Below are 26,183 nucleotides of genomic sequence, written 5' to 3'. Positions count from 1 at the left end.
CGTCCCCCAAAGTAACCAATGGCGGCCGGGATTCTTCGCATAGCCTCCCGGTCATGACACTCCATGACACGACCGCTGACGTGTGGCTTCCGATTCCCGCGGACGAGATCGCGGGGCTTCCCGAACCGGGCGCGTCGGGGCTGAACTACCGTCTGTGGGACGGCGGCCCCGACTTCCCCGCCGATCCGGCGCGCTGCGCGTTCTACGTGGTCCCGTACATGAAGGGCTCGGAGATCGCCGTCCGGCCACTGGCCGGGATGACCTCCGTCCGCGCCGTGCAGACGCTCTCGGCGGGTACGGACCACGTCACGCCCGGCCTCGGATCCCTGCCGCCCGGGGTCGAACTGTGCAACGCCAGGGGCGTGCACGAGGCGAGCACCGCCGAGCTCACGCTCGCCCTGATCCTCGCCTCGCTGCGCGGAATCCCGGGCTTCGTCCGCGGCCAGGACAGGGAGGAGTGGCGGGCCGGCTTCTATCCGGCCCTCGCCGACAAGTCCGTGCTCATCGTGGGGTACGGATCGATCGGCGCCGCCATCGAGGACCGGCTCGCGCCCTTCGAGTGCGCGCGGGTGGTGCGCGTCGCGCGCTCCGCCCGCACCACCGAGCGCGGTCCCGTGCAGCCCCTCACGGAGCTTCCCGCCCTTCTGCCGCAGGCGGACGTGGTCGTTCTCTCGACTCCGCTCACGCCCGCGACCAGGCACCTCGCCGACGCGGGGTTCCTCGCACGGATGAAGGACGGCGCCCTTCTGGTGAACGTGGCCCGCGGCCCGGTGGTGGACACCGCGGCGCTGCTCAAGGAGGTCGAGAGCGGCCGGATCACGGCGGCGCTGGACGTCACCGATCCCGAACCGCTGCCGCCGGGCCACCCGTTGTGGCACGCTCCCGGTGTTCTGGTGAGTCCCCATGTCGGCGGTTCCACTTCCGCGTTCATGCCCCGGGCCAAGCGGCTGATCGCCGCCCAGCTGACCCGGTTCGCGGCGGGGGAGCCGCTGGCGAACGTGGTCCTGACCACCTGAGCCGCGAGGTCGTGCAGCGCGCCCCCTCAATGCGCCTGCCGCGAGCCCCCGGGCCGTCACGGAGAGTACAGCAGCCCTGTCCCTGAGTGACGGTCCTGGTGTATCGTCCCGGAGCGGGGGGCTGCGTCGAGTACGAGCTGACGCCGGGGAGCGAAGTGACGGGACATCAGATTCCGAGGGGGGCGACGGGTGATGTACGGCCGATGGACCGACGATCCGACGCGACGGGACCGCCGTCGACGACCCTCGCGTGCGACGAAGCCGGGCCGCCCACCCAGGGCGCCCGCCTCCGCACGCAGGCCGGCGCCGCCGGCCTCCCCGCCCAGTCCGACCGGCGCACCGCCGACCCGGACACCGCCCAGGACCCGGGCGCCCAGGGATCCGGTGTCCAGGGATCCGGTGTCCAGGACCTGGACGTCCAGGGGCCTGGTGTCCGGGACCCAGGTGTCCGGGGTCCGGGCGTCCAGGGATCCGGCGCCCAGGGATCCGGTGTTCAGGACCCGGGCGCCCAGGACCATGGCGTCCCGGATGCGGGCGTCCCTGGACCAGGCCTCCAAGGCCGCCGTGCGGACACCGCGGACCCGGACACCGCGTCACGTCCAGCCCTCCCAGGCCCGGCCGCGGACCCCGCACGCCCCGGCACCGGGCGCCTTACCGCACCCCCGTGTTCCGGCACCCACGACGCCCCGGCGGTCTCGATGAGCGCCCCCGGCGCGCTCGTCGAGCGCGGCCGCGCCGCGGCCGCCGCGCCGGCCCCGGGGGCAGGGCAGGACCGGCCCGGCCGTCCGGCGCGCGCCGGATCCTCCGTGGCCCTCACCCAGATCGTCCTCGGGCTGATCTGCGCGGGATACGCGACCGGCGCCGCCCTCGGCTGGGGCTCCGAGAAACTGGCCCTCGTCATGGGTGACTTCGGCCTCAGCGCCGCCGCCCTCGCCGCCGCCGTCTCCTGCTTCCTCTACGCCCGCGTCCACGAGAACCGCTTCCGCCCCGCCTGGCTGCTCTTCGCCTTCTCCTCCGTGATGGCCGCCGCGGGGAACGCCGTCTGGGGGTGGTACGAGGTCGTGCTCCAGGTGGAGGTGCCCAGCCCCTCCGTCGCCGACGTCTTCTTCCTGCTCTTCGCCCCGCCCGCGATCGTCGGGCTGCTCGTGCTCGCCAAGAAGCCCGTCACCCGGGCCGGCTGGGTCTGCCTGTCCCTCGACGCCTGGCTGATCGGCGGCTCGCTGCTCACCCTCTCCTGGAGCCTCGCCCTCGCGCACACCGCGCACTTCCAGGGCGAGAGCGTCGCCCGCGCCGCGCTCACCCTGGCGTACCCCCTGCTGGACATCGTCCTCGTCAGCATGGTCCTCGCCCTGCACTTCCGGCGCTCGCAGGTGAACCGCTCGGCGACCAACACCGCCATCGCCGCCCTCGCCCTCACCGTGCTGTGCGACGCGCTGTTCACCTCCCCGCTGCTCCGCGAGAACTACACCTCCGGCCAGCTCCTCGACGCCGGCTGGTTCGCCGGCTCGCTGCTCCTGGCGTACGCCCCCTGGGGAGTGCGCCGGAGTACCGAGGGGGTGCCCGCCCCGCGCGCCCAGCGCCACCACAGCCGCCCCGTCGCGGGCTCGCTGGCCGCCCTCACCCCGTATCTCGCCGCGGCGGTCTGCACGCTCGGCATCCTGTACAACGTCGTCGAGGGACGCAGAGTGGACCGCGTGGTCGTCCTCACCGGCTGTACGGTCGTGCTCGCCCTGGTCGTACGCCAGGGCATCATGCTCCTCGACAACATCGCCCTCACCCACGAACTGGCCCAGAAGGAGAACCACTTCAGGTCCCTGGTGCAGGGCTCCAGCGACGTCATCATGATCGCCGCGCCCACCGGCATACTCCGCTACGTCAGCCCCGCCGCCTCCGGGGTCTACGGACGGGAGGCCGAGGAGCTGATCGGCTCCGAACTGGCCTCGCTCATCCATCCCGAAGACCTCGGCGGGGTCGTGCACGAGGTCCGCCGCTTCCTTGCCGCCCCTCCCTCGGAGGAGCCGACCACGCGGATCGAGTGCCGCTTCCGCTCCGGCCGCGGCGACTGGCTCAACGTCGAGTCCACCGTCAACCGCCACCAGGGCGGGCTGATCTTCAACAGCCGGGACGTCACCGAACGGGTACGCCTCCAGGCCCAGTTGCAGCACAACGCCGAGCACGACCCGCTCACCGACCTGCCCAACCGGGCGCTGTTCACCCGGCGCGTGCGCAAGGCGCTCGCCGGCCGGCGCTCCTCCGACCCCGGCACCGCCGTGCTCTTCATCGACCTCGACGGTTTCAAGGGCGTCAACGACCGGCTCGGCCACCAGGCGGGCGACGAGCTGCTCGTCCAGGCCGCGCGCCGCCTCCAGGACTCCGTACGGGCCGGGGACACCGCCGCCCGGCTCGGCGGCGACGAGTTCGCCGCACTCATCCTCGGCGACGGCACACGGGACCGCGCCGCCCGCGAGTACCAGGTCCACGAGATCGCCGACCGGCTGCGTCTCACGCTCTCCCAGCCGTACCGCGTCGAGGGCGGGACCGAGGTGCGGGTCGCCGCCTCCATCGGCGTCGCCTTCGCCGAGCCCGGCATCGGCGCCGGGGAGCTGCTGCGCAACGCCGACCTGGCCATGTACCGGGCCAAGGCCGCCGGCAAGGACCGCGTCGAGCTGTACGCGCCGCAGATGCAGGCCGAGATCGTCCGCAGGGCCGAACTGGCCACCCGGCTGCGCACCGCCCTGGACGACGGCGAGTTCGCCCTGCTCCACCAGCCGGTGGTGGACCTCGCCACCGGCCGGATCACCGCCGTCGCCGCCCAGGCCCGCTGGCGCTCCGCCCAGGGCATCCTCTTCACCCCCGCCGAGTTCCTGCGGGTCGCCGAGGACGGCGAGCGCGTCGCCGAACTCGGCCGCTGGCTTCTTGAGCAGGCCGTCGAGCAGGCCGCCGAGCGGGCCGGAATCGGCCACCGGGCCCCGGTCTCCGTCCGGCTCTCCGCCCGTCGGCTGCTCGACCGCTCGCTGCCGCTCGGCTCCGTCGAGGCGCTGCTGACCCGCTACGAGCTCCCCTCGGGCTCCCTGATGATCGAGCTGGCCGACAGCGACCCCCGGGTCTCCTTCGACGACCTGGAGCACCGCCTGGTCGCCCTGCGCCGGCTCGGCGTACGGATCGCGCTCGACGGCTTCGGCAGCGGCTACGCGGCGATCAACGCGCTGCGCCGCCTCCCCGTCGACGTACTGAAACTGGACAGAGGGCTCGTCGAGGGCGTGGTCGAGTCCGCCCGGCTCCGCAAGATCACCAGCGGGCTGCTCCGGATCGCCTCCGACCTGGGGTTGCAGTCCGTCGCCGACGGCGTGGACGTCCCGGAGCAGGTGCTCGCCCTGCGCGCCATGGGCTGCACCCACGGCCAGGGCATGGCGTTCTCGGGCCCCCTCGACGAGTACCGGCTGCGCCGTGCGCTGGTCAGGGGCGAGTACCCCGTCCCTGGTGGAGCGGCCGTCACGGTCGGAAACCATCCCCCGTTCCGCTCAAATAATGAGACGCCTGTCCCACCCACTTGACACTGACAGTGCGTCGGGGGGAGGGTCAGTGCCATGCGCACCCGAATTCTCGTACTTGGAAAGCGCGTCGGCTGAAGCAGGGCCATGACGGCCCGGCTTGAAACGCTACCGACGCGCTCCCCTCGCTTGCCTCCCGGCACGAGGGGTTTTTTGTTGCACCGGCTCCTCCCAAACCCTCGCAAAAACCCTCTGCTTCGAGAAGAGAATGCTGATGACCGAGCAGGCCACCGGGCACCATCCGCAGCCGCGGGCCCGTAGCGGCGGACAGACCGCCACCACCGTCGAGCACGTCACGGGTGCGCAGTCCCTCATCCGTTCTCTCGAGGAAGTGGGGGCCGACACCGTCTTCGGTATTCCGGGCGGCGCCATCCTCCCCGCGTACGACCCGATGATGGACTCCCAGAAGGTCCGCCACATCCTGGTCCGCCACGAGCAGGGCGCCGGTCACGCCGCCACCGGCTACGCCCAGGCGACCGGCAAGGTCGGCGTCTGCATGGCGACCTCCGGTCCCGGCGCCACCAACCTGGTCACCCCGATCGCAGACGCCCACATGGACTCCGTCCCGCTGGTCGCGATCACCGGCCAGGTCGCCTCCAAGGCCATCGGCACGGACGCCTTCCAGGAGGCGGACATCTGCGGCATCACGATGCCGATCACCAAGCACAACTTCCTGGTCACCAAGGCCGAGGACATCCCGAGGACGATCGCCGAGGCCTTCCACATCGCCTCCACCGGCCGTCCCGGCCCGGTCCTGGTCGACATCGCCAAGGACGCCCTGCAGGCGAAGACCACCTTCAGCTGGCCGCCGCAGACCGACCTGCCCGGCTACCGCCCGGTGACCAAGCCGCACGCCAAGCAGATCCGCGAGGCCGCCAAGCTCATCACCGCCGCCAGGCGCCCCGTCCTGTACGTCGGCGGCGGCGTCCTGAAGGCCGGCGCCACCGCCGAGCTGAAGGTTCTCGCCGAGCTCACCGGAGCCCCCGTCACCACCACCCTGATGGCGCTGGGCGCGTTCCCCGACAGCCACCCGCTGCACGTGGGAATGCCGGGCATGCACGGTGCGGTCACCGCCGTCACCGCGCTGCAGAAGGCCGACCTGATCGTCGCCCTCGGAGCCCGTTTCGACGACCGCGTCACCGGCAAGCTGGACAGCTTCGCGCCCTTCGCCAAGATCGTCCACGCCGACATCGACCCGGCCGAGATCGGCAAGAACCGCGCCGCCGACGTCCCGATCGTCGGTGACGCCCGCGAGGTCATCGCCGACCTGGTCCAGGCCGTCCAGGCCGAGCACAGCGAGGGCAACCAGGGCGACTACACCGCCTGGTGGAGCGACCTGAACCGCTGGCGCGAGACCTACCCGCTCGGCTACGACCTGCCGGAGGACGGCAGCCTCTCCCCGCAGCAGGTCATCCAGCGCATCGGCCAGCTCGCCCCCGCGGACACCATCTACGCGGCCGGCGTCGGCCAGCACCAGATGTGGGCGGCGCACTTCATCGACTACGAGAAGCCGGCCACCTGGCTGAACTCCGGCGGCGCCGGAACGATGGGCTACGCGGTCCCCGCCGCCATGGGAGCCAAGGCCGGCATGCCGGACCGCCCGGTCTGGGCGATCGACGGCGACGGCTGCTTCCAGATGACCAACCAGGAACTCGTCACCTGCGCGCTCAACAACATCCCGATCAAGGTCGCCATCATCAACAACGGCGCCCTCGGGATGGTCCGCCAGTGGCAGACCCTCTTCTACAACCAGCGCTACTCGAGCACGGTCCTGCACGCCGACGAGACGGGCCACCAGGCCGCCGGCTCCCAGGTCGGCGCGAGCACCGCGCCCCGCAAGGGCACCCGCGTCCCGGACTTCGTCAAGCTGTCCGAGGCCATGGGCTGTGTCGCCCTGCGCTGCGAGGACCCGGCCGACCTGGACAAGGTCATCGAAGAGGCCAACGCCATCAACGACCGTCCGGTCGTGATCGACTTCATCGTCCACGAGGACGCCCAGGTCTGGCCCATGGTCGCCGCCGGCACCTCCAACGACGAGGTCATGGCCGCCCGGGGCGTCCGCCCCGACTTCGGCGACAACGAAGACGACTGAGACCGAGAGCCGTAGGAAGAGGTACGACGCACATGACTAGGCACACGCTCTCCGTCCTGGTGGAGAACACCCCCGGCATCCTCGCCCGGATCGCCGCGCTGTTCTCCCGCCGCGGCTTCAACATCGACTCGCTCGCCGTCGGTGTCACCGAACACCCCGACATCTCCCGCATCACCATCGTGGTCAATGTCGAGGACCTGCCGCTGGAGCAGGTGACCAAGCAGCTCAACAAGCTGGTCAACGTCCTGAAGATCGTCGAACTCGAGCCCTCCGCTGCGATCCAGCGCGAGCTCGTCCTGGTGAAGGTCCGCGCCGACAACGAGACCCGCTCCCAGATCGTCGAGATCGTCCAGCTGTTCCGTGCCAAGACCGTGGACGTCTCGCCCGAGGCGGTCACCATCGAGGCCACCGGTTCGAGTGACAAGCTCGACGCGATGCTCAAGATGCTGGAGCAGTTCGGCATCAAGGAGCTCGTGCAGTCCGGCACGATCGCCATAGGGCGTGGTGCGCGGTCCATCACGGACCGCTCCCTGCGGGCCCTCGACCGCAGCGCCTGACCGGTTCCGCGACCGGTCCGCCTGACGAGACCGGAAGACTTCCCTTCCCCCTCCCGCCGTACGGTGGGACGCAACACCAGCACACCAAGGAGAATCCCAGTGGCCGAGCTGTTCTACGACGACGACGCCGACCTGTCCATCATCCAGGGCCGCAAGGTCGCGGTGATCGGTTACGGCAGCCAGGGCCACGCCCACGCGCTGTCGCTCCGTGACTCGGGTGTCGACGTCCGCGTCGGTCTGCACGAGGGCTCCAAGTCCAAGGCCAAGGCCGAGGAGCAGGGCCTGCGCGTCGTGACGCCCGCCGAGGCTTCCGCCGAGGCCGACGTCATCATGATCCTGATCCCGGACCCGATCCAGGCCAAGGTCTACGAGGAGTCCATCGCTCCTCACCTGAAGGACGGCGACGCGCTCTTCTTCGCGCACGGCTTCAACGTCCGCTTCGGCTTCATCAAGCCCCCGGCCGGCGTCGACGTCGCGCTCGTCGCCCCGAAGGGCCCGGGCCACCTGGTCCGCCGCCAGTACGAGGAGGGTCGTGGCGTCCCCGCGATCGCCGCGGTCGAGCAGGACGCGACGGGCAACGCCTTCGCCCTGGCGCTCTCGTACGCCAAGGCCATCGGCGGCACGCGTGCCGGCGTCATCAAGACGACCTTCACCGAGGAGACCGAGACCGACCTCTTCGGTGAGCAGGCCGTCCTGTGCGGTGGCGCCAGCGCGCTGGTGAAGGCGGGCTTCGAGACCCTGGTCGAGGCCGGCTACCAGCCGGAGATCGCCTACTTCGAGTGCCTGCACGAGCTGAAGCTCATCGTCGACCTCATGTACGAGGGCGGCCTGGAGAAGATGCGCTGGTCCGTCTCCGAGACCGCCGAGTGGGGCGACTACATCACCGGCCCGCGGATCATCACCGACGCCACCAAGGCCGAGATGAAGAAGGTCCTCACCGAGATCCAGGACGGCACCTTCGCCCAGAACTGGATGGACGAGTACCACGGCGGTCTGAAGAAGTACAACGAGTACAAGACCCAGGACGAGAAGCACCTCCTGGAGACCACCGGCAAGGAGCTGCGCAAGCTCATGAGCTGGGTGAACGACGAGGAGGCGTAAGCCTCCGGGCGCGGGGGCGGACACCCGGCCCGGCCCCGCGCCACATCGTTGGACAGGCCGTCCAACCACGGACGGGTGATCCTTCCAACGAGGCGCATGAACTGCGCCGATGCACCACTACACTGCTCAACAACATTCGCGTTCAGGCCCACAGCGTCGTGCGCTTTCACGCGGCAAGCCCCCTCCACCGCCTGCGGCCGTCGGGACGGCCGTCCGCACTGGATCTGTGAGGACTCACGTGAGCTCGAAACCCGTCGTACTCATCGCTGAAGAGCTGTCGCCCGCCACCGTCGACGCCCTGGGCCCGGACTTCGAGATCCGGCACTGCAACGGCGCGGACCGCGCCGAGCTGATCCCCGCCATCGCCGACGTGGACGCGATCCTGGTCCGTTCCGCGACCAAGGTCGACGCGGAGGCCATCGCCGCCGCCAAGAAGCTGCGCGTCGTCGCCCGTGCCGGTGTCGGTCTGGACAACGTCGACGTCTCCGCCGCCACCAAGGCCGGCGTGATGGTCGTCAACGCCCCGACCTCCAACATCGTCACCGCCGCCGAGCTGGCCTGCGGCCTCCTCGTCGCCACCGCCCGCAACATCCCGCAGGCCAACACCGCTCTGAAGAACGGCGAGTGGCAGCGGTCGAAGTACACCGGCGTCGAGCTCAGCGAGAAGACCCTCGGTGTCGTCGGCCTCGGCCGTATCGGCGTCCTGGTCGCCCAGCGGATGTCCGCGTTCGGCATGAAGATCGTCGCGTACGACCCCTACGTGCAGCCGGCCCGCGCCGCCCAGATGGGGGTGAAGCTGCTGGCCCTGGACGAGCTCCTGGAGGTCGCCGACTTCATCACCGTCCACCTGCCGAAGACCCCCGAGACCCTCGGTCTCATCGGCGACGAGGCGCTGCACAAGGTCAAGCCGTCCGTCCGGATCGTCAACGCCGCGCGCGGCGGGATCGTCGACGAGGCGGCGCTGTTCACCGCCCTCAAGGAGGGCCGGGTCGCCGGCGCGGGCCTCGACGTGTACGCGAAGGAGCCCTGCACGGACTCCCCGCTCTTCGAGCTCGACCAGGTCGTCTGCACCCCGCACCTCGGCGCGTCCACGGACGAGGCCCAGGAGAAGGCCGGTATCGCGGTCGCCCGCTCGGTGCGCCTCGCGCTCGCCGGCGAGCTGGTCCCGGACGCGGTCAACGTCCAGGGCGGTGTCATCGCCGAGGACGTCAAGCCGGGTCTGCCGCTCGCCGAGAAGCTCGGCCGGATCTTCACCGCGCTGGCGGGCGAGGTCGCGGCGCGGCTCGACGTCGAGGTGTACGGCGAGATCACCCAGCACGACGTGAAGGTGCTCGAACTCTCCGCGCTCAAGGGCGTGTTCGAGGACGTGGTCGACGAGACCGTGTCGTACGTCAACGCCCCGCTGTTCGCGCAGGAGCGCGGTGTCGAGGTCCGGCTGACCACCTCCAGCGAGTCCCCCGACCACCGCAACGTGGTCACGGTGCGCGGCACGCTCTCCAGCGGCGAGGAGGTCGCGGTCTCCGGCACGCTGGCCGGCCCCAAGCACCTCCAGAAGATCGTCGCGGTCGGCGACTACGACGTGGACGTGGCGCTCGCCGACCACATGGTGGTGCTGCGCTACGAGGACCGCCCGGGCGTCGTCGGCACGGTCGGCCGGATCCTCGGCGAGGCCGGGCTGAACATCGCGGGCATGCAGGTGGCGCGCGCGGAGGAGGGCGGCGAGGCGCTCGTCGTCCTCACCGTGGACGACACCGTCCCGGCGGCGGTGCTCACGGAGATCTCCGCCGAGATCGGCGCGGCCTCGGCCCGCTCCGTCAACCTGGTCTGATCACCGCCCGATCGCACGCAGGTACCCGTACCCGGTGCGCTGGACGATCGTCTTACACGATTGTCTAGCCGCCGGGTACGGTGCTGTCATGGGACACAAGGAAGACCTGCTGGAAGGCGCCAAGAGCTGCCTCCTGGAGAAGGGCTACGCCCGCACCACGGCCCGCGACATCGTCGCCGCCTCGGGTACCAACCTGGCCTCCATCGGCTACCACTACGGCTCCAAGGAGGCCCTGCTCCAGCAGGCGTTCCTCGCGCTGACCGAGGAGTGGGGAGACCGGGTGGGCCCGGCGGGGAGCGGCGAGGACAGGAAGGCGCTGCCGGCCGACCCGTACGAGCGCTTCCACACGGTCTGGGATCAGGTCATCGCTGCCGCCGGCGCCAGCCGCCCGGTCTGGAAGCTCCAGACGGAGGTCGTCACCCGCCTCGACGACGACGAGAAGCTCCGCGAGGCGATCAAGGAGCCCCAGCGGGAGGGCCGGCTGGGGATGGCCGAGGTGTTCCTGGGCCTCGACCCGGAGGCGGACCCGGAGAGGGCCCGGGTGGCGGGGCTGCTCTGCCAGGCGCTCGCGACGGGCGTGATGATCCAGTGGATGGTGGACCCGGAGACCGCCCCGACCGCCGACGATCTGACGGCGGGGCTCAAGGTCCTGATGGGGGAGGGGTAGCCGGTCCCGCCGCCCTCGAGGCTCAGCGCCAGGGGACGTTGCGCCAGGGGCTGCCCTGGTGCTCCGTCAGGACGCGGTGCGCGGACACGTTCTCCTCGTGGTACCGGCCGTACTCCTCCCCGTCGAAACGCAGCACCCGCCCGAGCGCGTAGCCGGCCGAGTACTCCTCCCACGACCCGTACGCCGACCGGGCCAGCGCCCCCGCGTGGACGATCGCCTGTTCGGCCTCCGGGGGCGCGCAGAAGCGGGCCGTCAGGCCCCAGCGCGTCAGGTTCACCGCCCGGCCGCAGTCGTACGCGACCGTCTTCCGTACCCGTCCGTCCGGCGGCAGCAGCCCCTCGGCGCGGAACCTGGCCTCGTACCGGAGGATGCGGCGCACCAGTTCCTCGATGTGCCGCACCGTGACCGGGCTCGCGCCCAGGTCCTGGGCGTGCCCGGCGGCCGTCTCGCGCCACTCGTCGGGCGAGGGGACCGCGCCACGGGCGGCCCGCAGTTCCTCGCGGACCCGGAGGGCGAAGTCCGGCTCCGGCGGGCTGTTGCGCCCGTCCAGCAGCGCGTCCAGCTGCTTCCGCCAGCCCTCGCGGTCGGTGACGCCCCATCCGTCGCGGAGTGTGTCGAGCTCGTGGGTGTACCCCATGTAGACCGAGCCGACGTCGTTCCACGGGACGCCGTTGCCGAACGCCAGATGGACGCCGCAGGCGAGGCCGAAGGCGAGCGGCCCGTGCAGGGGGCCGCCCCGCAGGGCGACGAAGCGGTTGCCCGAACCCCGCTCCTTCTCGGCGGACGCGCGCAGCCACCCCGCGCGGTGCGCGGGCGTCGCGGGCAGCAGGAGCTGAGCGGGGGTGCCGCCGTTGACCGCGAGGAGCAGGCGGGGATCACGCCAGCTGAACTCGGCGGCCCACCGCAGGGTGACCGCGTGGAACACCCACTCCGGGTGCCAGGGCGGCAGCATCCCGCGCGTGAGGACCGGCCGGACGAGGAGCCCTTTCGGCGCCTGCTGGGGTGGCCAGTAGACGTTGTCGGGCCGGGCGTCCACGTCGGCCTTGGCGGCGCCGATGAAGAGCTCGGCCCCGGCGAGGACGCTGATCTGTTCGGCGACGTCGCCGCGTTGCCCCGCCTCGTGCAGCAACTGCTCGGTCTCGGACGGCGGGATCCACGGGGCGCCCTGCGGCGCGGGCTTGCGGGGGAAGTTCATGACCACGGGATGTTCCGGTAGGGGCTCGACGGGTCGTCAGCGAGCGCGCGATGGATGGTCAGGGACTCCTGGTACTTCGGTTCGGGGTCCCCTTCGTCGAAGTGGATGAGCCGGGCCAGCAGGTAGCCGGCCGAGAACTCGGCCCAGGAGCCGTACGCCCGCCGGGCGGGTTCGAGGACCTGGAGCAGGGACTGCTCCGCCTCCTGCGGATCGCAATAGCGGGCGCCGAGCGCCAGGCGTACGACGTTCACCGCGCGGCCGTGGTCGAAGGCGGCGAGGGTGTCGACCCGGCCGCCCGGCGGGAGGACGCCGTCGACGCGGAACCGCCCCTCGTAGTGCGTGATCCGGCGCAGGAACTCGGTGGCCTCGGCCAGGTCCCCGCCGTAGGGATCGTCCCGCTCGAAGTTCACGGTGACCATCGAGGCCCACTGCGCGTCGGACGGCGGGTGGCCAAGGCGTGCGGTGAGACGGCGCCGCATCCCCAGGACGGCCTCCGGGACCCGGCCGACGAGCCGGGTGGCGATCAGCGTCCGCAGCCGGTCCCGGAAGTCCGCGCGGTGGTGGACGGCCCAGGGCGACCGCAGCCGGGCGGCATCCGTGGCGTAGTCCTCGTACTGGGCGCCGAGCCGGTTCCACACCAGGCCGTTGAGCACGGCGAGGTGCGCGCCGAGCGCGAGGGCGTGGGCGACCGGGCCGTGCAGCGGCTCACCGGCGTGGGTGAGCAGGCGTAGCCGCGCCGGCCCACCGCCCTGCGAGGTCGACTCCTGCCAGGCCCGCCGGTCGGCGGCCTTGGCCGGCACGGCGGCCGCGAACGGGGTGTCCGGGTTGACCGCGAGCCACCATCGGTCCTGCGGCCAGGCGGCGGCGAGCTTGTCCAGGGTGGTCTGCTTGAACACCCAGTCCGGGTGCCACGGCGGCAGCATGCCCTCGGTGAGCACCGGTACGACGGTGCGCCGGGCGGCCTTGTCGCGGCGGCTGGGGAGGGGCGGGGTGTAGCCGGGCGCGTCGGCGTGCAGCCGCGGGAGGAGCACGTAGAGGCGGGCCTGCCCGAGTACGTCCAGGACGGCCGTCCGGTCCCCGCGCGCCCCTGCCTCGTACAGCAGCTGCTCGGTGTACGTCGGCGGCGCAGCCCAACTCCCCGTGGTCATGGGGAGATCCTATGAACCGGCGCCGGCGGCCCCGACTAGAGGCGGGCCGACTTCAGGGACATGTGGAGCAGAAGGCGGTCCTCGCCGTCGTCCAGGTCCAGACCCGTGAGCTCTTCGACCCGGGACAGCCGGTAGTAGAGGGTCTGGCGGTGGACGCCGAGAGCGGCTGCCGTACGACCCGCCTGGCCGGCGTGGTCGAGGAACACCTCGGCTGTGCGCGCCAGCTCGGCGTGCGCGGGTGCGAGCAGCGGCGCGACGGCGGGGTCGATCTCGGGGTGGTACAGCGCGGCGAGGAGGCGGTACGGGCCGATCCCGGTCCATTCGGCGACCGGGACGAGCTTCGGCTGCGCCGCGGCCGCACGGGCCGAGGTGCTGGCTTCCCGCCAGGCCGCCGGGAGCTCCGTGAGACCCCGCCGGGGGGTGGCGATACCGGCCGGGGTGTTCGCGCGCAGCCGCTCCGCCGCCGTATGGGCGGGGGAGAGGTCCTCGGCCGTGCGCAGGCGTACGAGGACCGCGAGGGTCTCGCCTTCCGGGAGCGTGGTGACGGCCGCCGCGCCGGGGACCCCCCGGATCGAGGGGGCCTCCCCCCGCCAGGGCGTCACGCAGACCACGGTGTGCAGACCGTCCGCACTCGGCCCCAGAGCCGCCCGGAGCGCCGCCAGGGCCATGTCGTACTGCCAGCCGCGCTCCGCCGTCAGGGCGGTCCGCAGCTCGCGCGAGAGATCGGAGCCCGCGCGCTCCTCGTCCGCGAGCAGGCCGCCGATCCGGGTGGCGACCTCCATGGCCGCCGAGAGCTGGGCGTCCGTGGGATGCGGCTCGGCGTCGAGCAGCCAGACGTACCCGAGGACGACGCCCCGATGCCGTACGGGCAGACAGATGCGGTCCCGGAACACCCCGGCGTCCGGGGCGGCCGGGATACGGACGGGACCCGTGGCCCGGGTGATGCCGAAGCCCTCGAACCAGGCGCGGACCGCCGGGGTCGACTTCCGCGTCAGGATCGACCGCGTCCGGACGGGATCCATGGCGGCGTCGTCGTCGCTGTCGTGGGCACCGAAGGCGATCAGCCCGAAGTCACGGTTCTCCAGCGTCGCCGGCGCTCCGAGAAGCGCGGAGATCTCGTCCACCAGTTCCTGGTAATCGCCGTTCACGGCGCCATTCTCGCACCCCTTCAGACATTTGTATGAGATGCCGCGCACGGATGCGTGACAGCTGTCGATGGCAGAGGATCGGAGCGATCCTTAGGTTTCACGGTGGTTCTCCGTGCTGTTCCCGATTGCTTACGAAAGACCGGGTACGGCACCCTTCGTCACCCTGCCCTTCTGGAGGTCCCCGTGCTGGGTCCCGTGATCCTCGCCGCGTCCCGCAGCGACAAGATGCGCCGTTTCGTGTCGGCAGCGCCCGGGACCAAGCAGGTCGTCGACCGGTTCATCGCCGGCGAGACGGTCGACCACGTCATCCCGATCGTCCAGGACATCACCGGGCGCGGCCTGGAGGTCACCCTCGACGTCGTCGGCGAGGACATCACCACCGTCGAGCAGTCCCACGCCGCCCGTGACGCCTACCTGGAGCTGATCGGCCGCCTCAAGGAGCTGGGCCTCGGCGAGCGCGCCGAGATGTCCGTGAAGCTCTCGATGTTCGGCCAGGCGCTGGACGGCGGCCACGAGCTCGCCCTCGCCAACGTCCGCCCGGTCGTCGAGGCCGCCGCCGAGATCGGCACCACGGTCACCCTGGACGCCGAGGACCACACCACCCTCGACTCGATGTTCGCGATCCACGAGGAGCTGCGGAAGGACTTCCCGCAGACCGGCTGTGTCATCCAGGCGTACCTCTTCCGCACCGAGGAGGACGCCCGCCGCCTCGCCGCGAACGGCTCCCGCGTCCGGATCGTGAAGGGCGCCTACAAGGAGCCCGCCTCCGTCGCCGTCCAGGACAAGTCCGAGATCGACAAGGCCTACGTCCGGATCATGAAGATCCTGATGGAGGGCGAGGGCTACCCGATGATCGGCTCCCACGATCCCCGTCTGATCTCCATCGGCCAGGAGCTCGCCCGCCGTGCGGGGCGCAAGCTGGACGAGTACGAGTTCCAGATGCTGTACGGCATCCGCAGCGAGGAGCAGAACCGTCTCGCCGCGGAGGGACACCGCATGCGTGTCTACACCGCGTACGGCACCGACTGGTACGGCTACTTCATGCGCCGCCTCGCGGAGAAGCCGGCCAACCTCCTCTTCTTCGTCCGCTCCATCCTCACCAAGGGCTGAGCCCACCCCTCAAAAGGAGTTACGAGACTCATGGACGCTGTGACCCAGGTCCCCGCTCCGGTCAACGAGCCGGTGCACAGCTACGCCCCCGGTTCCGCCGAGCGCGCCCGTCTGGAGGCCAAGCTCAAGGAGCTGGCCGACAACCCGCGCGACCTGCCGATGACCATCGGCGGCGTCAAGCGCATGGGCGGCGGCGAGCGCGTCGACGTCGTGCAGCCGCACAACCACAAGTCCGTCCTCGGCACCTTCGCGGGCGCCACCCGGCAGGACGCCCAGGACGCCATCGACGCCGCCCTGGCCGCCGCCCCCGCCTGGCGCGCGATGTCCTTCGACGACCGCGCCGCGATCATCCTGCGCGCCGCCGAGCTGCTGGCCGGCCCCTGGCGCGAGACGCTGGCCGCCTCCACGATGCTGGGCCAGTCCAAGACCGCGCAGCAGGCCGAGATCGACACCCCGTGCGAGCTCGTCGACTTCTGGCGCTTCAACGTGTCGTACGCCCGCCAGATCCTCGCCGAGCAGCCGCCGGCGAACTCCCCGGGCGTGTGGAACCGCATGGACCACCGCCCGCTGGAGGGCTTCGTCTACGCGATCACGCCGTTCAACTTCACGGCCATCGCGGGCAACCTGCCCACCGCCCCCGCCCTCATGGGCAACGTGGTGATCTGGAAGCCGTCCCCGACCCAGACCCACTCCGCCGTGCTCCTCATGGAGCTCCTGGAGGAGGCCGGTCTGCCGAAGGGCGTCATCAACCTGGTGACGGGCGACGGCATCGCCGTCTCCGAGGTGGCCCTGAACCACCCGGACCTGGCCGGCATCCACTTCACCGGCTCGACCAAGACCTTCCAGCACCTGTGGAAGACGGTCGGCAACAACATCGAGAACTACCGCTCGTACCCGCGGATCGTCGGCGAGACCGGCGGCAAGGACTTCGTCGTCGCCCACCCGAGCGCCGACCGCGCCGTCCTGAAGACCGCGCTGACCCGCGGCTCCTTCGAGTTCCAGGGCCAGAAGTGCTCCGCGTCCTCGCGTGCGTACGTCCCGGCCTCGATCTGGAACTCGGGCTTCAAGGAGGAGTTCGCGGCCGAGGTCGACGGCATCAAGATGGGTGACGTCACCGACCTGACGAACTTCATCGGCGCCGTGATCGACGAGCGTTCGTTCGCCAAGAACAAGGCCGCGATCGACCGTGCGAAGGCCGACGAGACCTGCACGATCGTCGCCGGTGGCACCTACGACGACTCGGAGGGCTACTTCGTCCGTCCGACCGTCATCGCGTGCACGGACCCGGAGAACGAGGTCTTCACGACCGAGTACTTCGGCCCGATCCTCGCGGTCCACGTCTACGAGGACGAGAAGTACGAGGAGATGCTGGCCCAGATGGAGTCGGTGTCGGCGTACGCGCTGACCGGCTCGATCATCGCCGGTGACCGTGCGGCCGCGGCCGACGCGATGGAGAAGCTCCGCTTCGCCGCGGGCAACTTCTACATCAACGACAAGTCGACCGGCGCCGTCGTCGGCCAGCAGCCCTTCGGCGGCGGCCGCGCGTCCGGCACCAACGACAAGGCCGGCGCCCCGCAGAACCTGATGCGCTGGACGCTGACCCGCGCGATCAAGGAGACGCTGGTCCCGCCGACCGAGTACGGCTACCCCCACATGGGCTGATGCCGTAGCTCCCCCTGAACACCGCCCCCCTCCTCGGTCCCCCAACTGAGGACGGGGGCGGTTCTCATGCGGGGGGCTTACGCTGCTGGGAGGGGGCTCGACGAGGAGGCGCGACATGCCGGGTTCGACGACGATCCGCCCCGGGCACGGGACCGACCCGATCGAGCACCTCGACGCGGTGCGGATGACGGCCCTGATGAAGGAGCTGCACCGACTGCTGACCGAGCCGGGCCCCGACCGGATCACCGAGGCGCAGGCCGCGGCCCTGTGCGGGGGCGAGGCCCCGCGCCGGGAGGAGTTCACCGAGTGGGTGGAGCGGCTCGCCCGCGATCTGGAGCGGGCCACGGCCTGAGAACCGTGAGGTGAGTGCGGCAGGCTGGGCGGCATGGCGGACTCCCTCCACACCGACCCCACCCACCTGCTCGGGCCGCGACGCCTGCGTGTCGTACGGGAGATGCTCGACGACGCCTTCGAGGGCGGCTTCTCCGACGAGGACTGGGACCACGCCCTCGGGGGCGTGCACGCCTGGGTCGAGGACGAGCGGGGGGTGGCCGCGCACGGCAGCGTCGTGATGCGACGGGTGCTGCACGGCGGACGGTCGTACCGCGTCGGGTACGTCGAGGGCGTCGGCGTACGCGCTGACCGGCGCCGGCAGGGGCTCGGCGGGCTCGTCATGGCCGAGCTGGAGCGGGTGATCGACGGGGCGTACCTGTTCGGGGCGCTGTCCGCCTCCGAGGACGGCGCCGCGCTCTACACCGCGCGCGGCTGGCTCCCCTGGTCGGGCCGGATCGAGGCGCTCGCGCCCGAGGGGATCGTCCACCTGCCCGAGGAGGAGGGCTCGCTCCACCTCCGCCCGGCGGGCGGCCGGACCCTCCCGGCCCCGGCCGCCGCGCTCGTCTTCGACTGGCGCGACGGCGACGTCCTGTGAGCGGTGGGCCCTGGCCCGTCCCGGCCGGGGCTCAGCCCTCGGGCGTCGTCCGGCCCTTCGCCGTCTCCAGCTTCGCCGTGACGACGGCGGAGACGGCGCCGCCCACGCCCATCAGGACCACCGCGTACCCCGGCAGCCCGAGGGTCAGATAGGCAGCGGCCACGATCAGCACCCAGACCCCGAGGAGCGCCTTGCCGCGCCGGCTCAGGAACAGCCACTTCTCGGGCGTCTCCGGCACGGTGTCCAGCGCGCCCGCCGGGCCCGCGCTCGCCGCCTTGGGCCGCTTGAAGTACCCGTACACCAGCCACTCGCCGCACAACTCCCAGCCCTCGGGGGAGAGTTCGGCGAGCATCTGGTCGCGGCGGCGGCCCCTGATCACCTCGCGCCGGTACTCCCAGCGCAGCGCCGGTCCCGGGGTGCGGCGGCAGACGAACCGGCCGAGGGAGTCCAGCGACTCCACCTCCCAACCCTGGTCGCCGTGGACCGCCAGCATCCGCCGGTCGTTGAAGAGGTCGGCCGTCCACGTCCAGCTCTCCGCCTCCGCCCCGGGGTCGCCGGGCCGCGGGGCGACGCCGCCGAGCTGTGCCGCGAACGAGGCGGCCGGACCGAACTCCTCCTCCGCGCCCGTCCCGGTCTCCGCCAGGTGCCCGCGCAGGTCGGTGACGGTCGAGGTGATCTGGTCCTCCGGCACGCCCGCGGTGCGCAGCGCGGCGGCGAGCTCCTCGAAGTACGTGTCCGTCGTCATGGTCTCGTTCCCCCTGGGTGCAGCATGGTCTGTACGGCGCGGTGGAATTCCAGCCAGGCTCCGCTCTCGGTCGCGAGTTCCTCGCGGCCCTGGTCGGTGAGCCGGTAGTAGCGGCGCCCCGGCCCGCGCTCGGCGGCACGGAACTCGGCCTCCAGCAGACCGGCTTCCTCCAGCCGGTTCAGTACGGGATAGAGCGTCCCGCCCTTGATCTCGCCGAGCCCCGCCCGGCCGAGGGCCTTGGCGATCTCGTACCCGTAACTCTCACCGTCGGTCAGGCAGGAGAGGACGAGCAGGTCGAGGACTCCCTTGAGCCAGCTGGATCTGCGGTCTGCGGCCATGGCTGTATTCCACCACCACCTAGGTAGGAATACAACCTAGGTGGCTCAGCTGCCTTGACGGTCTCTCCGGGAACTGCGGGCGGTCCGGCAGCCGCTCTGAGCCACCTGCCGTCTCAGATAGTAGGAAGTCCGAGTAATTGTGGAGACAGATGCGGCTGCCTGTCCTAGCTTTGTAGGAGCCGAACGTCTCGCTCCATCAGCGAATGGCGGTCGAGAGCGCGACGCCCCTGTGCAGGCAACCCCTGCGGGCCCGCTCCCCGCCCCTTCCGGCGCCTTCGATCACCACTGATCTCGGATCATCACTGATCTCAAGGAGTCGATCCCCCATGGCCGCTGAGACCGCCCGTCGTGTCCGCCACTCCGTCGCCCGCCCGAGCGGCGACGACGTCCGCAAGAACGCCGCCGCCGCCCTCCAGCGCGCCCTCGACCGCCGTGACAACGGCGGCTCGACCGGCCACTGAGGGCGCCCGACGCGGCGCAGGGCCTCCCGGGTCCCGCGCCGACTCGTCCGTATCGTGGACATCGAGTGTCAGTCGCTGGGACGAGGAGTAGGGTGCCGACATGTCTCACAGCATCAATCTCGCAGTCATTCCCGGCGACGGCATCGGTCAGGAAGTCGTGGCCCAGGGCCTCAAGGTCCTCGCTGCCGCGCTCCCGCAGGACGTGAAGCTGGAGACCAAGGAGTTCGATTTCGGCGCCAAGCGCTACCACGCGACGGGTGAGACCCTCACCGACGCCGACGTCGAGGCCCTCAAGCAGCACGACGCGATCCTGCTCGGTGCGATCGGCGACCCGTCGGTCCCGTCCGGCGTACTGGAGCGCGGCTTTCTGCTGAAGCTCCGCTTCCTCTTCGACCACCACGTCAACCTGCGTCCCTCGAAGCTGCTCCCCGGCGTGTCGACCCCGCTCAAGGGCCAGCCCGAGATCGACTTCGTCGTGGTCCGCGAGGGCACCGAGGGCCCGTACACCGGCAACGGCGGCTCGATCCGCACCGGCACCCCGCACGAGGTCGCCACCGAGGTCTCCGTCAACACCGCCTTCGGCGTGGAGCGCGTCGTCCGTGACGCCTTCGCCCGCGCCCAGGCCCGCCCGCGCAAGAAGCTGACGCTGGTCCACAAGAACAACGTCCTGGCGTACGCGGGTCACCTCTGGACCAACATCTTCAACAAGGTGGCCGAGGAGTTCCCCGAGGTCACCACCGACTACCTGCACGTGGACGCGGCGACGATCTTCCTCGTCACGCAGCCCGAGCGCTTCGACGTGATCGTCACCGACAACCTCTTCGGCGACATCATCACCGACCTCGCCGCTGCCGTCTCCGGCGGCATCGGCGTCGCCGCCTCCGGCAACATCAACCCGAGCGGCGAGTTCCCGTCCATGTTCGAGCCCGTCCACGGCTCGGCTCCGGACATCGCGGGCCAGGGCAAGGCCGACCCCACGGCCACCGTGCTCTCCGTCGCCCTCCTCCTGCGCCACCTCGGCCACGAGGCCGAGGCCGACCGCATCGAGGCCGCCGTCGCCGCCGACCTGACCGAGCGCGGCGACTCCGTCCGCACGACGGACGAGATCGGCGACGCGCTCGCCGTACGCGTAGCGAGCTGACCCGCCGACTGACGTCACAGCCGCCGGGTCGCTCTCCAGCACCCGGCGGCTGTACCTATGCGGTCGCAGGGTGCCACCATCAAACCCTGGACCGCACCACACACCGTTTTCGTGCACCGGTCCCCACGGGCGATAATCGAACGTGGGGCCGCGGCATGCGGGAAAGCTCGGACGTCCTAGCAGGGCACTGATAGCGGCGTGAGCGCGGTCCGTCACACACAACCGGTGAAGGACTAGCACTCATGACGACGCCCACGATCGAGCTCAAGCCCTCCTCCAGCCCGCTGTCCGACGCGGAGCGCGAGGCGATCCTGGCCAACCCCGGATTCGGCCGCCACTTCACCGACCACATGGTGACCATCCGCTGGACCGAAGGGCGCGGCTGGCACGACGGCCAGCTCGTCCCGTACGGCCCGCTCTCCCTCGACCCGGCCACGAACGTCCTGCACTACGCCCAGGAGATCTTCGAGGGCCTGAAGGCGTACCGCCGTCCCGACGGCACCGTCGCCACCTTCCGCCCGGACGCCAACGCCCGGCGCTTCCAGGCCTCCGCGCGCCGGCTGGCCATGCCGGAGCTGCCCGTCGAGACCTTCATCGAGGCCTGCGACGTCCTCGTCCAGCAGGACAAGGCGTGGGTTCCGGCGCACGGCGGCGAGGACTCCCTCTACCTGCGCCCGTTCATGATCGCGACCGAGATCGGTCTCGGCGTGCGGCCGGCGAACGAGTACCTCTTCGTCGTCATCGCCTCGCCCGCCGGACCGTACTTCCCCGGTGGCGTGAAGCCCGTCTCGATCTGGCTCTCCGAGGACCGCGTCCGCGCGGTCCCGGGCGGCATGGGCGACGCCAAGACCGGCGGCAACTACGCGGCCTCCCTGCTCGCCCAGGCCGAGGCGGCCGCGAGGGGCTGCGACCAGGTCGCCTACCTCGACGCCGTCGAGCACAGGTGGGTCGAGGAGCTGGGCGGCATGAACCTGTACTTCGTGTACGGGGGCGAGGCCGGCGGGAAGCCGAAGATCGTCACGCCGACCCTCACCGGCTCCCTGCTCGCGGGCATCACCCGTGACTCGCTCCTCCAGCTCGCCAAGGACCTCGGCTACGCGTCGGAGGAGGGCCGCGTCTCCATCGACCAGTGGAAGGCCGACACCGAGAACGGCACCCTCACCGAGGTCTTCGCCTGTGGCACGGCCGCGGTCATCACGCCCGTCGGCACGGTGAAGTCGGGGCGCGGCGATTGGCAGCAGTCGGGCGGGGAGCCGGGCGAGGTCACGATGAGGCTCCGCGACGCGCTGCTCGCCATCCAGACGGGCAAGTCCGAGGACGTCCACGGCTGGACGCACCAGCTGGGCTAGTCGACCGCCGGGTCGCATCCGGGCAGGCCGATCGGGGCCTGCCCGGCAGGCCAGGCCCTGTCGTCGAAATGGCCCCCTGCTCCCGACGCCTGGCACGGCACCTCGCTGCGTTGTCGTCAGTCGCCCGAGTACGTCCAGTACGAGGGCGATCCTCCGCCTTGCGATGCACCGCGCCAGACGCCGCTCGCGGCCGGGAGCCATTTCGACGACAGGGCCTAGTCGACCAGGACCTCCGGGGCCGTCCGCGCGACGCGCGCGGCCCCGGGGGACGGCGTCAGTACGGCGTACAGCGCGCCGCCCACCAGCCCCGACAGCACGAAGCTGCAGTCGATCCCGCCGGTCAGGGAGAGCAGCGGCCCCTCGTAGAGCGGGGTCGACACCGAGGCCAGGCCCACCGCCGCCCCCAGCGCCCAGCACGCCGTCGCCCGCGGGTGCCAGCCGGCCGAGAACCAGTACGCGCCGCCCCGCGCCCGACGGTTGTACACCTGGAGCGCCTCAGGGTCGTACACACCACGGCAGCGCGCGTGGCCGATCAGCGTGATCACCGCCCACGGCGTACCGATCGCCGTCAGCAGCAGCACGAACGACGTCATCGCCGACTGCGCGTCCGAGGCGAAGTGGCCGAGGAAGACGAAGGCAGTCGCCACCGCCGCCACGACCAGCGTCGCGCGCGCCCGGGTCGCCCGTGGCAGGATCGCGTCCAGGTCCAGGCCCATCGAGTACAGCATCAGGCCCGCGTTGCCGACCGTGCCGGCGGTCGCCGCGAGCAGCAGCGGCACCACGTACCAGGCGGGGGAGGCCGCGACGAGCGGGCCCGCGTAGTCCAGGGCGCCCCGGGCGGCCAGGGCCGTGTACGTACCGAAGAGCTGAGGGATCAGCAGGCCGGCGACCAGGCCGGTACAGGTCGTCCTCCACACGGTCCTCGGGCTGTGCCGCTCGGGGGAGATGTAGCGGGTGTAGTCGCCCAGGAGCGTGATGAAGGCGACCGGGCCGCTGAGTCCGGCCGCCACGGCCGCGAGCACCCACGTCGGCCAGAAGGAGCCGAGCAGATACGGGGTGTCGGGCACCGGGGCGGCGGTGACGTCGCCCGCGTAGGCGGCCAGGCCGAGCCCGAGCAGCAGGGTCATGCCGATCGCGAGGCCCTTGCTGAGCCGGAGCAGCAGGCCGTAGCCGAACACCGCGAAGACGGCCGTGCAGGCGGCGAGCACCGCGTACACCACCGCGTGGGTCGTGTCGCCGGCCGGCAGACCGGTCAGCCGGGCGAGCGTCCCGACCACCACGTCGCCGCCGATCCACAGGGTCAGCGCCGTGTAGCCGAGGGAGAGCAGCAGCCCCACCACCGAGCCGACGAGCCGGCCCCGGACGCCGAAGAAGGCGCCGCTTGAGGTCGAGAGGTTCGTCGCGGTGCGCAGTGAGACCAGGGCGAGCGGGGCGGTCACGGCGACGCCGACGAGCGTGCCGGTGACGACGGAGGTCACCGATGCCCACAGGCCGAGGCCGAAGGAGACGGGCAGCCAGCCGAAGACGATCACTCCGAGGCAGAGGTTCGAGCCGAGGAGGATCGACAGGAGGTCGCGCGGACCGCTGGTGCGTTCCGCTTCGGGGATGGTGTCGACTCCGCGCTGTTCGATCGGCATGGGGCTCCCTGCGGGGCAAGCGGGCGGACAAGGATTTAGAGTGGCGCTCAATGTGACCCACTACCGGCGCGTACGTCAATCCTTGGATACATCGCGCTGAACGTTTAGAGTGTCGCTCAAACAGGAGGTGTGTGGACGTGCGACTGACCCCCACGGAACGGGACCGGCTGCTGCTCTTCGGTGCCGCCGAGCTCGCCCGGGCCCGCCGGGCGCGGGGCCTGCGGCTCAATGTGCCGGAGGCGACCGCGCTCATCGCGGACACCGTCTGCGAGGCGGCCCGCGACGGCAGACGACTCGCCGAGGCGATCGCCGCCGCCCGGTCCGTGCTCGGCCCGGACGACGTGCTGCCGGGCGTGGCCGATGTCGTCACCGAAGTGCATGTGGAGGCCGTTTTCGACGACGGCTCGCGGCTCGCGGTCGTCTCCGACCCGATCGGCGGTCCTTCGCTGGGTGAGAACGCGCCGGGCGCGCTGCTTCCGGCCCCCACGGCGGCGGAGGATCCGCCCGCGCTGACCCTGAGCGTCCGCAACACGGCGACGGTCCCGGTCAGCGTGACCTCGCACTTCCACTTCTTCGAGGCCAACCCGCGCCTCGACTTCGACCGGGCCGCCGCCTACGGCATGCGGCTCGCGATCCCCGCCGGAGCCTCCTTCCGCTTCGATCCGGGCGGCGGGGCCGACGTCGGCCTCGTGCCCATCGGCGGCGCGCGTGTCGCCATCGGCTTCGCGGGCCTGGTCGACGGCCCGCTGGACGCGCCCGGCGCGAAGGAAGAGGCCCTGCGGCGCGCCGCGGCCTGCGGCTACCTTGGAGTTGAGGCGTGATGGACCCGTACGAGTACGCATCGGTGCACGGCCCGCGGGCGGGCGACCGGGTCGTCCTGGGTGACTCCGGGCTCGTCGTCCGGGTCGAGTCCGACTCGCAGAAGCCCGGCGACGAGTTCCTCGCCGGCTTCGGCAAGACCGCCCGGGACGGCCTTCACCTCAAGGCCGCCGCCGTCCGCGAGACCTGCGACGTCGTGATCAGCAACGTCCTCGTGATCGACGCCGTCCAGGGCATCCGCAAGGTGTCGGTCGGTATTCGCGAGGGCCGGATCCACGCCATCGGGCGCGCCGGCAATCCGGACACCCTCGACGGTGTCGACGTCGTCGTCGGCACCGGCACGTCGATCGTCTCCGGCGAGGGCCTCATCGCCACCGCCGGTGCCGTGGACACCCATGTCCACCTGCTGTCCCCACGCATCATGGAGGCCTCCCTCGCCTCTGGTGTCACCACCATCATCGGACAGGAGTTCGGTCCTGTCTGGGGGGTTGGCGTCAACTCGCCATGGGCCCTCAAGCACGCCTTCAGCGCCTTCGACGCCTGGCCGGTCAACATCGGCTTCCTGGCGCGGGGTTCGTCCTCGGACCCGGCGCCGCTGGTGGAGGCCTTGGCGGAGGGTGGGGCGTCCGGTTTCAAGGTGCATGAGGACATGGGCGCGCACACCCGTGCCCTCGACACGGCGCTGCGGGTGGCCGACGAGTACGACGTGCAGGTCGCGCTGCACAGCGACGGGCTGAACGAGTGCCTGTCGGTGGAGGACACCCTGCGGGTCCTCGACGGCCGGACCATCCACGCCTTCCACATCGAGGGCTGCGGTGGCGGTCATGTTCCCAACGTCCTGAAGATGGCGGGCGTGCCGAACGTCATCGGCTCGTCCACCAATCCCACGCTGCCCTTCGGGCGGGACGCGGTCGCCGAGCACTACGGCATGATCGTCTCCGTCCACGACCTGAAGACGGATCTGCCCGGTGACGCCGCGATGGCACGGGACCGGATCCGGGCCGGGACGATGGGGGCGGAGGACGTCCTGCACGACCTGGGCGCGATCGGGATCACCTCCTCCGACGCCCAGGGGATGGGAAGGGCCGGCGAGACCGTACGCCGGACCTTCGCCATGGCCGGGAAGATGAAGGCCGAGCTGGGTCCCCTCGCGGGCGACGGCGCGCACGACGACAACGCGCGTGTGCTGCGCTACATGGCCAAGCTGACCATCAACCCGGCGATCGCCCACGGCCTCGCGCACGAGATCGGCTCGATCGAGGTCGGCAAGATGGCCGACATCGTGCTGTGGCGGCCGGAGTTCTTCGGCGCCAAGCCGCAGCTGGTGCTGAAGTCCGGCTTCCCCGCGTGGGGGGTCGTGGGCGATCCGAACGCCGCCACCGACACCTGTGAACCGCTCGTCCTCGGGCCGCTGTTCGGAGCCCACGGAGCGACGCCGGCCGACCTCTCGGTCGCCTTCGTCGCCCAGGCGGCCGTCGACCTCGGATCCGACCGGATGCCGACCCGGCGCCGCCGGGTCGCCGTCCGCGGCACCCGTGGCATCGGCCCGGGCGACCTGCTCCTCAACTCCCGTGTCGGAGACGTCCAGGTCGACGACAGGACGGGCCTGGTGTCGCTGGACGGCGACCCGCTCCGCTCCGAACCGGCCGACTCCGTCTCCCTCAACCGCCTCTACTTCCTCTAGGACCCG

At 71.4% G+C, this 26,183-nt stretch carries 22 protein-coding genes; 16 read left to right on the top strand and 6 right to left on the bottom strand.

Translation table 11 applies throughout. The features are described 5' to 3' along the window. Window positions 1-53: 53 nt before the first annotated feature. From M5362_RS14020 to M5362_RS13990, 7 genes are all read left to right on the top strand, one after another. Complete coding sequence (locus M5362_RS14020; RefSeq protein ID WP_260227822.1) at window positions 54-1,016, top strand: 2-hydroxyacid dehydrogenase; 963 nt, start codon at window positions 54-56, stop codon at window positions 1,014-1,016. 698 nt (window positions 1,017-1,714) lie between these two features. Further along, the gene (locus M5362_RS14015; RefSeq protein WP_260227821.1) at window positions 1,715-4,570 is read left to right on the top strand and encodes a bifunctional diguanylate cyclase/phosphodiesterase; all 2,856 of its coding nucleotides are present in this window, start codon (window positions 1,715-1,717) and stop codon (window positions 4,568-4,570) included. A gap of 211 nt (window positions 4,571-4,781) precedes the next feature. Beyond that, window positions 4,782-6,659, top strand: coding sequence for an acetolactate synthase large subunit (locus M5362_RS14010; protein WP_260227820.1), 1,878 nt, complete (start codon window positions 4,782-4,784; stop codon window positions 6,657-6,659). Window positions 6,660-6,691: 32 nt separating this feature from the next. Then, window positions 6,692-7,216 carry an acetolactate synthase small subunit gene (gene ilvN / locus M5362_RS14005; RefSeq protein ID WP_215065241.1) on the top strand — a complete coding sequence of 175 codons (525 nt, stop codon included), beginning with the start codon at window positions 6,692-6,694 and terminating at the stop codon, window positions 7,214-7,216. Between the two features lie 99 nt (window positions 7,217-7,315). Beyond that, window positions 7,316-8,317, top strand: a complete 1,002-nt coding sequence (ilvC, locus tag M5362_RS14000) for a ketol-acid reductoisomerase (RefSeq protein WP_260227819.1) — start codon at window positions 7,316-7,318, stop codon at window positions 8,315-8,317. 238 nt (window positions 8,318-8,555) lie between these two features. After that, a complete protein-coding gene (gene serA, locus M5362_RS13995) occupies window positions 8,556-10,145 on the top strand; it encodes a phosphoglycerate dehydrogenase (RefSeq protein WP_260227818.1) in 1,590 nt (529 codons plus the stop codon). A gap of 88 nt (window positions 10,146-10,233) precedes the next feature. Further along, a complete protein-coding gene (locus tag M5362_RS13990; protein WP_260227817.1) occupies window positions 10,234-10,812 on the top strand; it encodes a TetR/AcrR family transcriptional regulator in 579 nt (192 codons plus the stop codon). A gap of 22 nt (window positions 10,813-10,834) precedes the next feature. Here the strand turns inward: M5362_RS13990 and M5362_RS13985 are convergent, their stop codons facing one another. The 3 genes from M5362_RS13985 to M5362_RS13975 are packed head-to-tail and all read right to left on the bottom strand — an operon-like array spanning window position 10,835 to window position 14,303. Next, entirely contained in the window at window positions 10,835-12,007 is a 1,173-nt protein-coding gene (locus M5362_RS13985) for a DUF1266 domain-containing protein (protein WP_260227816.1), read from the bottom strand. Further along, window positions 12,004-13,155: a DUF1266 domain-containing protein gene (locus M5362_RS13980; protein ID WP_260227815.1), complete on the bottom strand. Its 1,152-nt coding sequence runs from the start codon at window positions 13,153-13,155 to the stop codon at window positions 12,004-12,006. Before M5362_RS13980 ends, M5362_RS13985 begins: the two co-directional genes overlap by 4 nt. A gap of 35 nt (window positions 13,156-13,190) precedes the next feature. Then, a complete protein-coding gene (locus tag M5362_RS13975) occupies window positions 13,191-14,303 on the bottom strand; it encodes a CdaR family transcriptional regulator (protein ID WP_260227814.1) in 1,113 nt (370 codons plus the stop codon). Window positions 14,304-14,486: 183 nt separating this feature from the next. Here M5362_RS13975 and M5362_RS13970 point away from each other — a divergent pair, with 183 nt between their 5' ends. From M5362_RS13970 to M5362_RS13955, 4 genes are all read left to right on the top strand, one after another. Then, window positions 14,487-15,413 carry a proline dehydrogenase family protein gene (locus M5362_RS13970; RefSeq protein ID WP_260227813.1) on the top strand — a complete coding sequence of 309 codons (927 nt, stop codon included), beginning with the start codon at window positions 14,487-14,489 and terminating at the stop codon, window positions 15,411-15,413. 30 nt (window positions 15,414-15,443) lie between these two features. Next, entirely contained in the window at window positions 15,444-17,075 is a 1,632-nt protein-coding gene (gene pruA, locus M5362_RS13965) for an L-glutamate gamma-semialdehyde dehydrogenase (RefSeq protein ID WP_260227812.1), read from the top strand. 115 nt (window positions 17,076-17,190) lie between these two features. Next, window positions 17,191-17,427 carry a hypothetical protein gene (locus M5362_RS13960; protein ID WP_260227811.1) on the top strand — a complete coding sequence of 79 codons (237 nt, stop codon included), beginning with the start codon at window positions 17,191-17,193 and terminating at the stop codon, window positions 17,425-17,427. Between the two features lie 33 nt (window positions 17,428-17,460). Beyond that, complete coding sequence (locus M5362_RS13955; protein ID WP_260227810.1) at window positions 17,461-18,003, top strand: GNAT family N-acetyltransferase; 543 nt, start codon at window positions 17,461-17,463, stop codon at window positions 18,001-18,003. Between the two features lie 31 nt (window positions 18,004-18,034). Here the strand turns inward: M5362_RS13955 and M5362_RS13950 are convergent, their stop codons facing one another. Together M5362_RS13950 and M5362_RS13945 are read right to left on the bottom strand one after the other, a co-directional pair. Further along, entirely contained in the window at window positions 18,035-18,748 is a 714-nt protein-coding gene (locus M5362_RS13950; protein WP_260227809.1) for a hypothetical protein, read from the bottom strand. Next, the gene (locus M5362_RS13945) at window positions 18,745-19,086 is read right to left on the bottom strand and encodes a PadR family transcriptional regulator (RefSeq protein ID WP_260227808.1); all 342 of its coding nucleotides are present in this window, start codon (window positions 19,084-19,086) and stop codon (window positions 18,745-18,747) included. Before M5362_RS13945 ends, M5362_RS13950 begins: the two co-directional genes overlap by 4 nt. A gap of 326 nt (window positions 19,087-19,412) precedes the next feature. Between M5362_RS13945 and M5362_RS13940 the strand changes: the two genes are divergently transcribed. From M5362_RS13940 to M5362_RS13930, 3 genes are all read left to right on the top strand, one after another. Then, on the top strand, window positions 19,413-19,547 hold the full coding sequence (locus tag M5362_RS13940; protein ID WP_260227807.1) for a hypothetical protein: 135 nt from the start codon (window positions 19,413-19,415) through the stop codon (window positions 19,545-19,547). Window positions 19,548-19,647: 100 nt separating this feature from the next. Further along, window positions 19,648-20,688 carry a 3-isopropylmalate dehydrogenase gene (locus M5362_RS13935; protein ID WP_260227806.1) on the top strand — a complete coding sequence of 347 codons (1,041 nt, stop codon included), beginning with the start codon at window positions 19,648-19,650 and terminating at the stop codon, window positions 20,686-20,688. A 242-nt stretch (window positions 20,689-20,930) separates the two neighbouring features. Beyond that, a complete protein-coding gene (locus M5362_RS13930; protein ID WP_260227805.1) occupies window positions 20,931-22,037 on the top strand; it encodes a branched-chain amino acid aminotransferase in 1,107 nt (368 codons plus the stop codon). Window positions 22,038-22,252: 215 nt separating this feature from the next. On the opposite strand, the gene M5362_RS13925 is transcribed toward M5362_RS13930, so the two are convergent. Then, window positions 22,253-23,674, bottom strand: a complete 1,422-nt coding sequence (locus tag M5362_RS13925; protein ID WP_260227804.1) for a cytosine permease — start codon at window positions 23,672-23,674, stop codon at window positions 22,253-22,255. Window positions 23,675-23,811: 137 nt separating this feature from the next. On the opposite strand from M5362_RS13925, the gene ureA reads away from it, so the two are divergent. Together ureA and M5362_RS13915 are read left to right on the top strand one after the other, a co-directional pair. After that, complete coding sequence (gene ureA / locus M5362_RS13920) at window positions 23,812-24,495, top strand: urease subunit gamma (protein WP_260227803.1); 684 nt, start codon at window positions 23,812-23,814, stop codon at window positions 24,493-24,495. Further along, window positions 24,495-26,177, top strand: coding sequence for an urease subunit alpha (locus tag M5362_RS13915; RefSeq protein WP_260228053.1), 1,683 nt, complete (start codon window positions 24,495-24,497; stop codon window positions 26,175-26,177). The genes ureA and M5362_RS13915 overlap by 1 nt, the downstream gene beginning before the upstream one ends. Window positions 26,178-26,183: the final 6 nt, after the last annotated feature.

Source organism: Streptomyces sp. Je 1-79 (genome assembly GCF_025195125.1).
Lineage (GTDB): Bacteria > Actinomycetota > Actinomycetes > Streptomycetales > Streptomycetaceae > Streptomyces.
The sequence above is the reverse complement of the archived record's forward strand: the minus strand, read 5'-3'. Positions and strand labels throughout refer to the sequence as shown.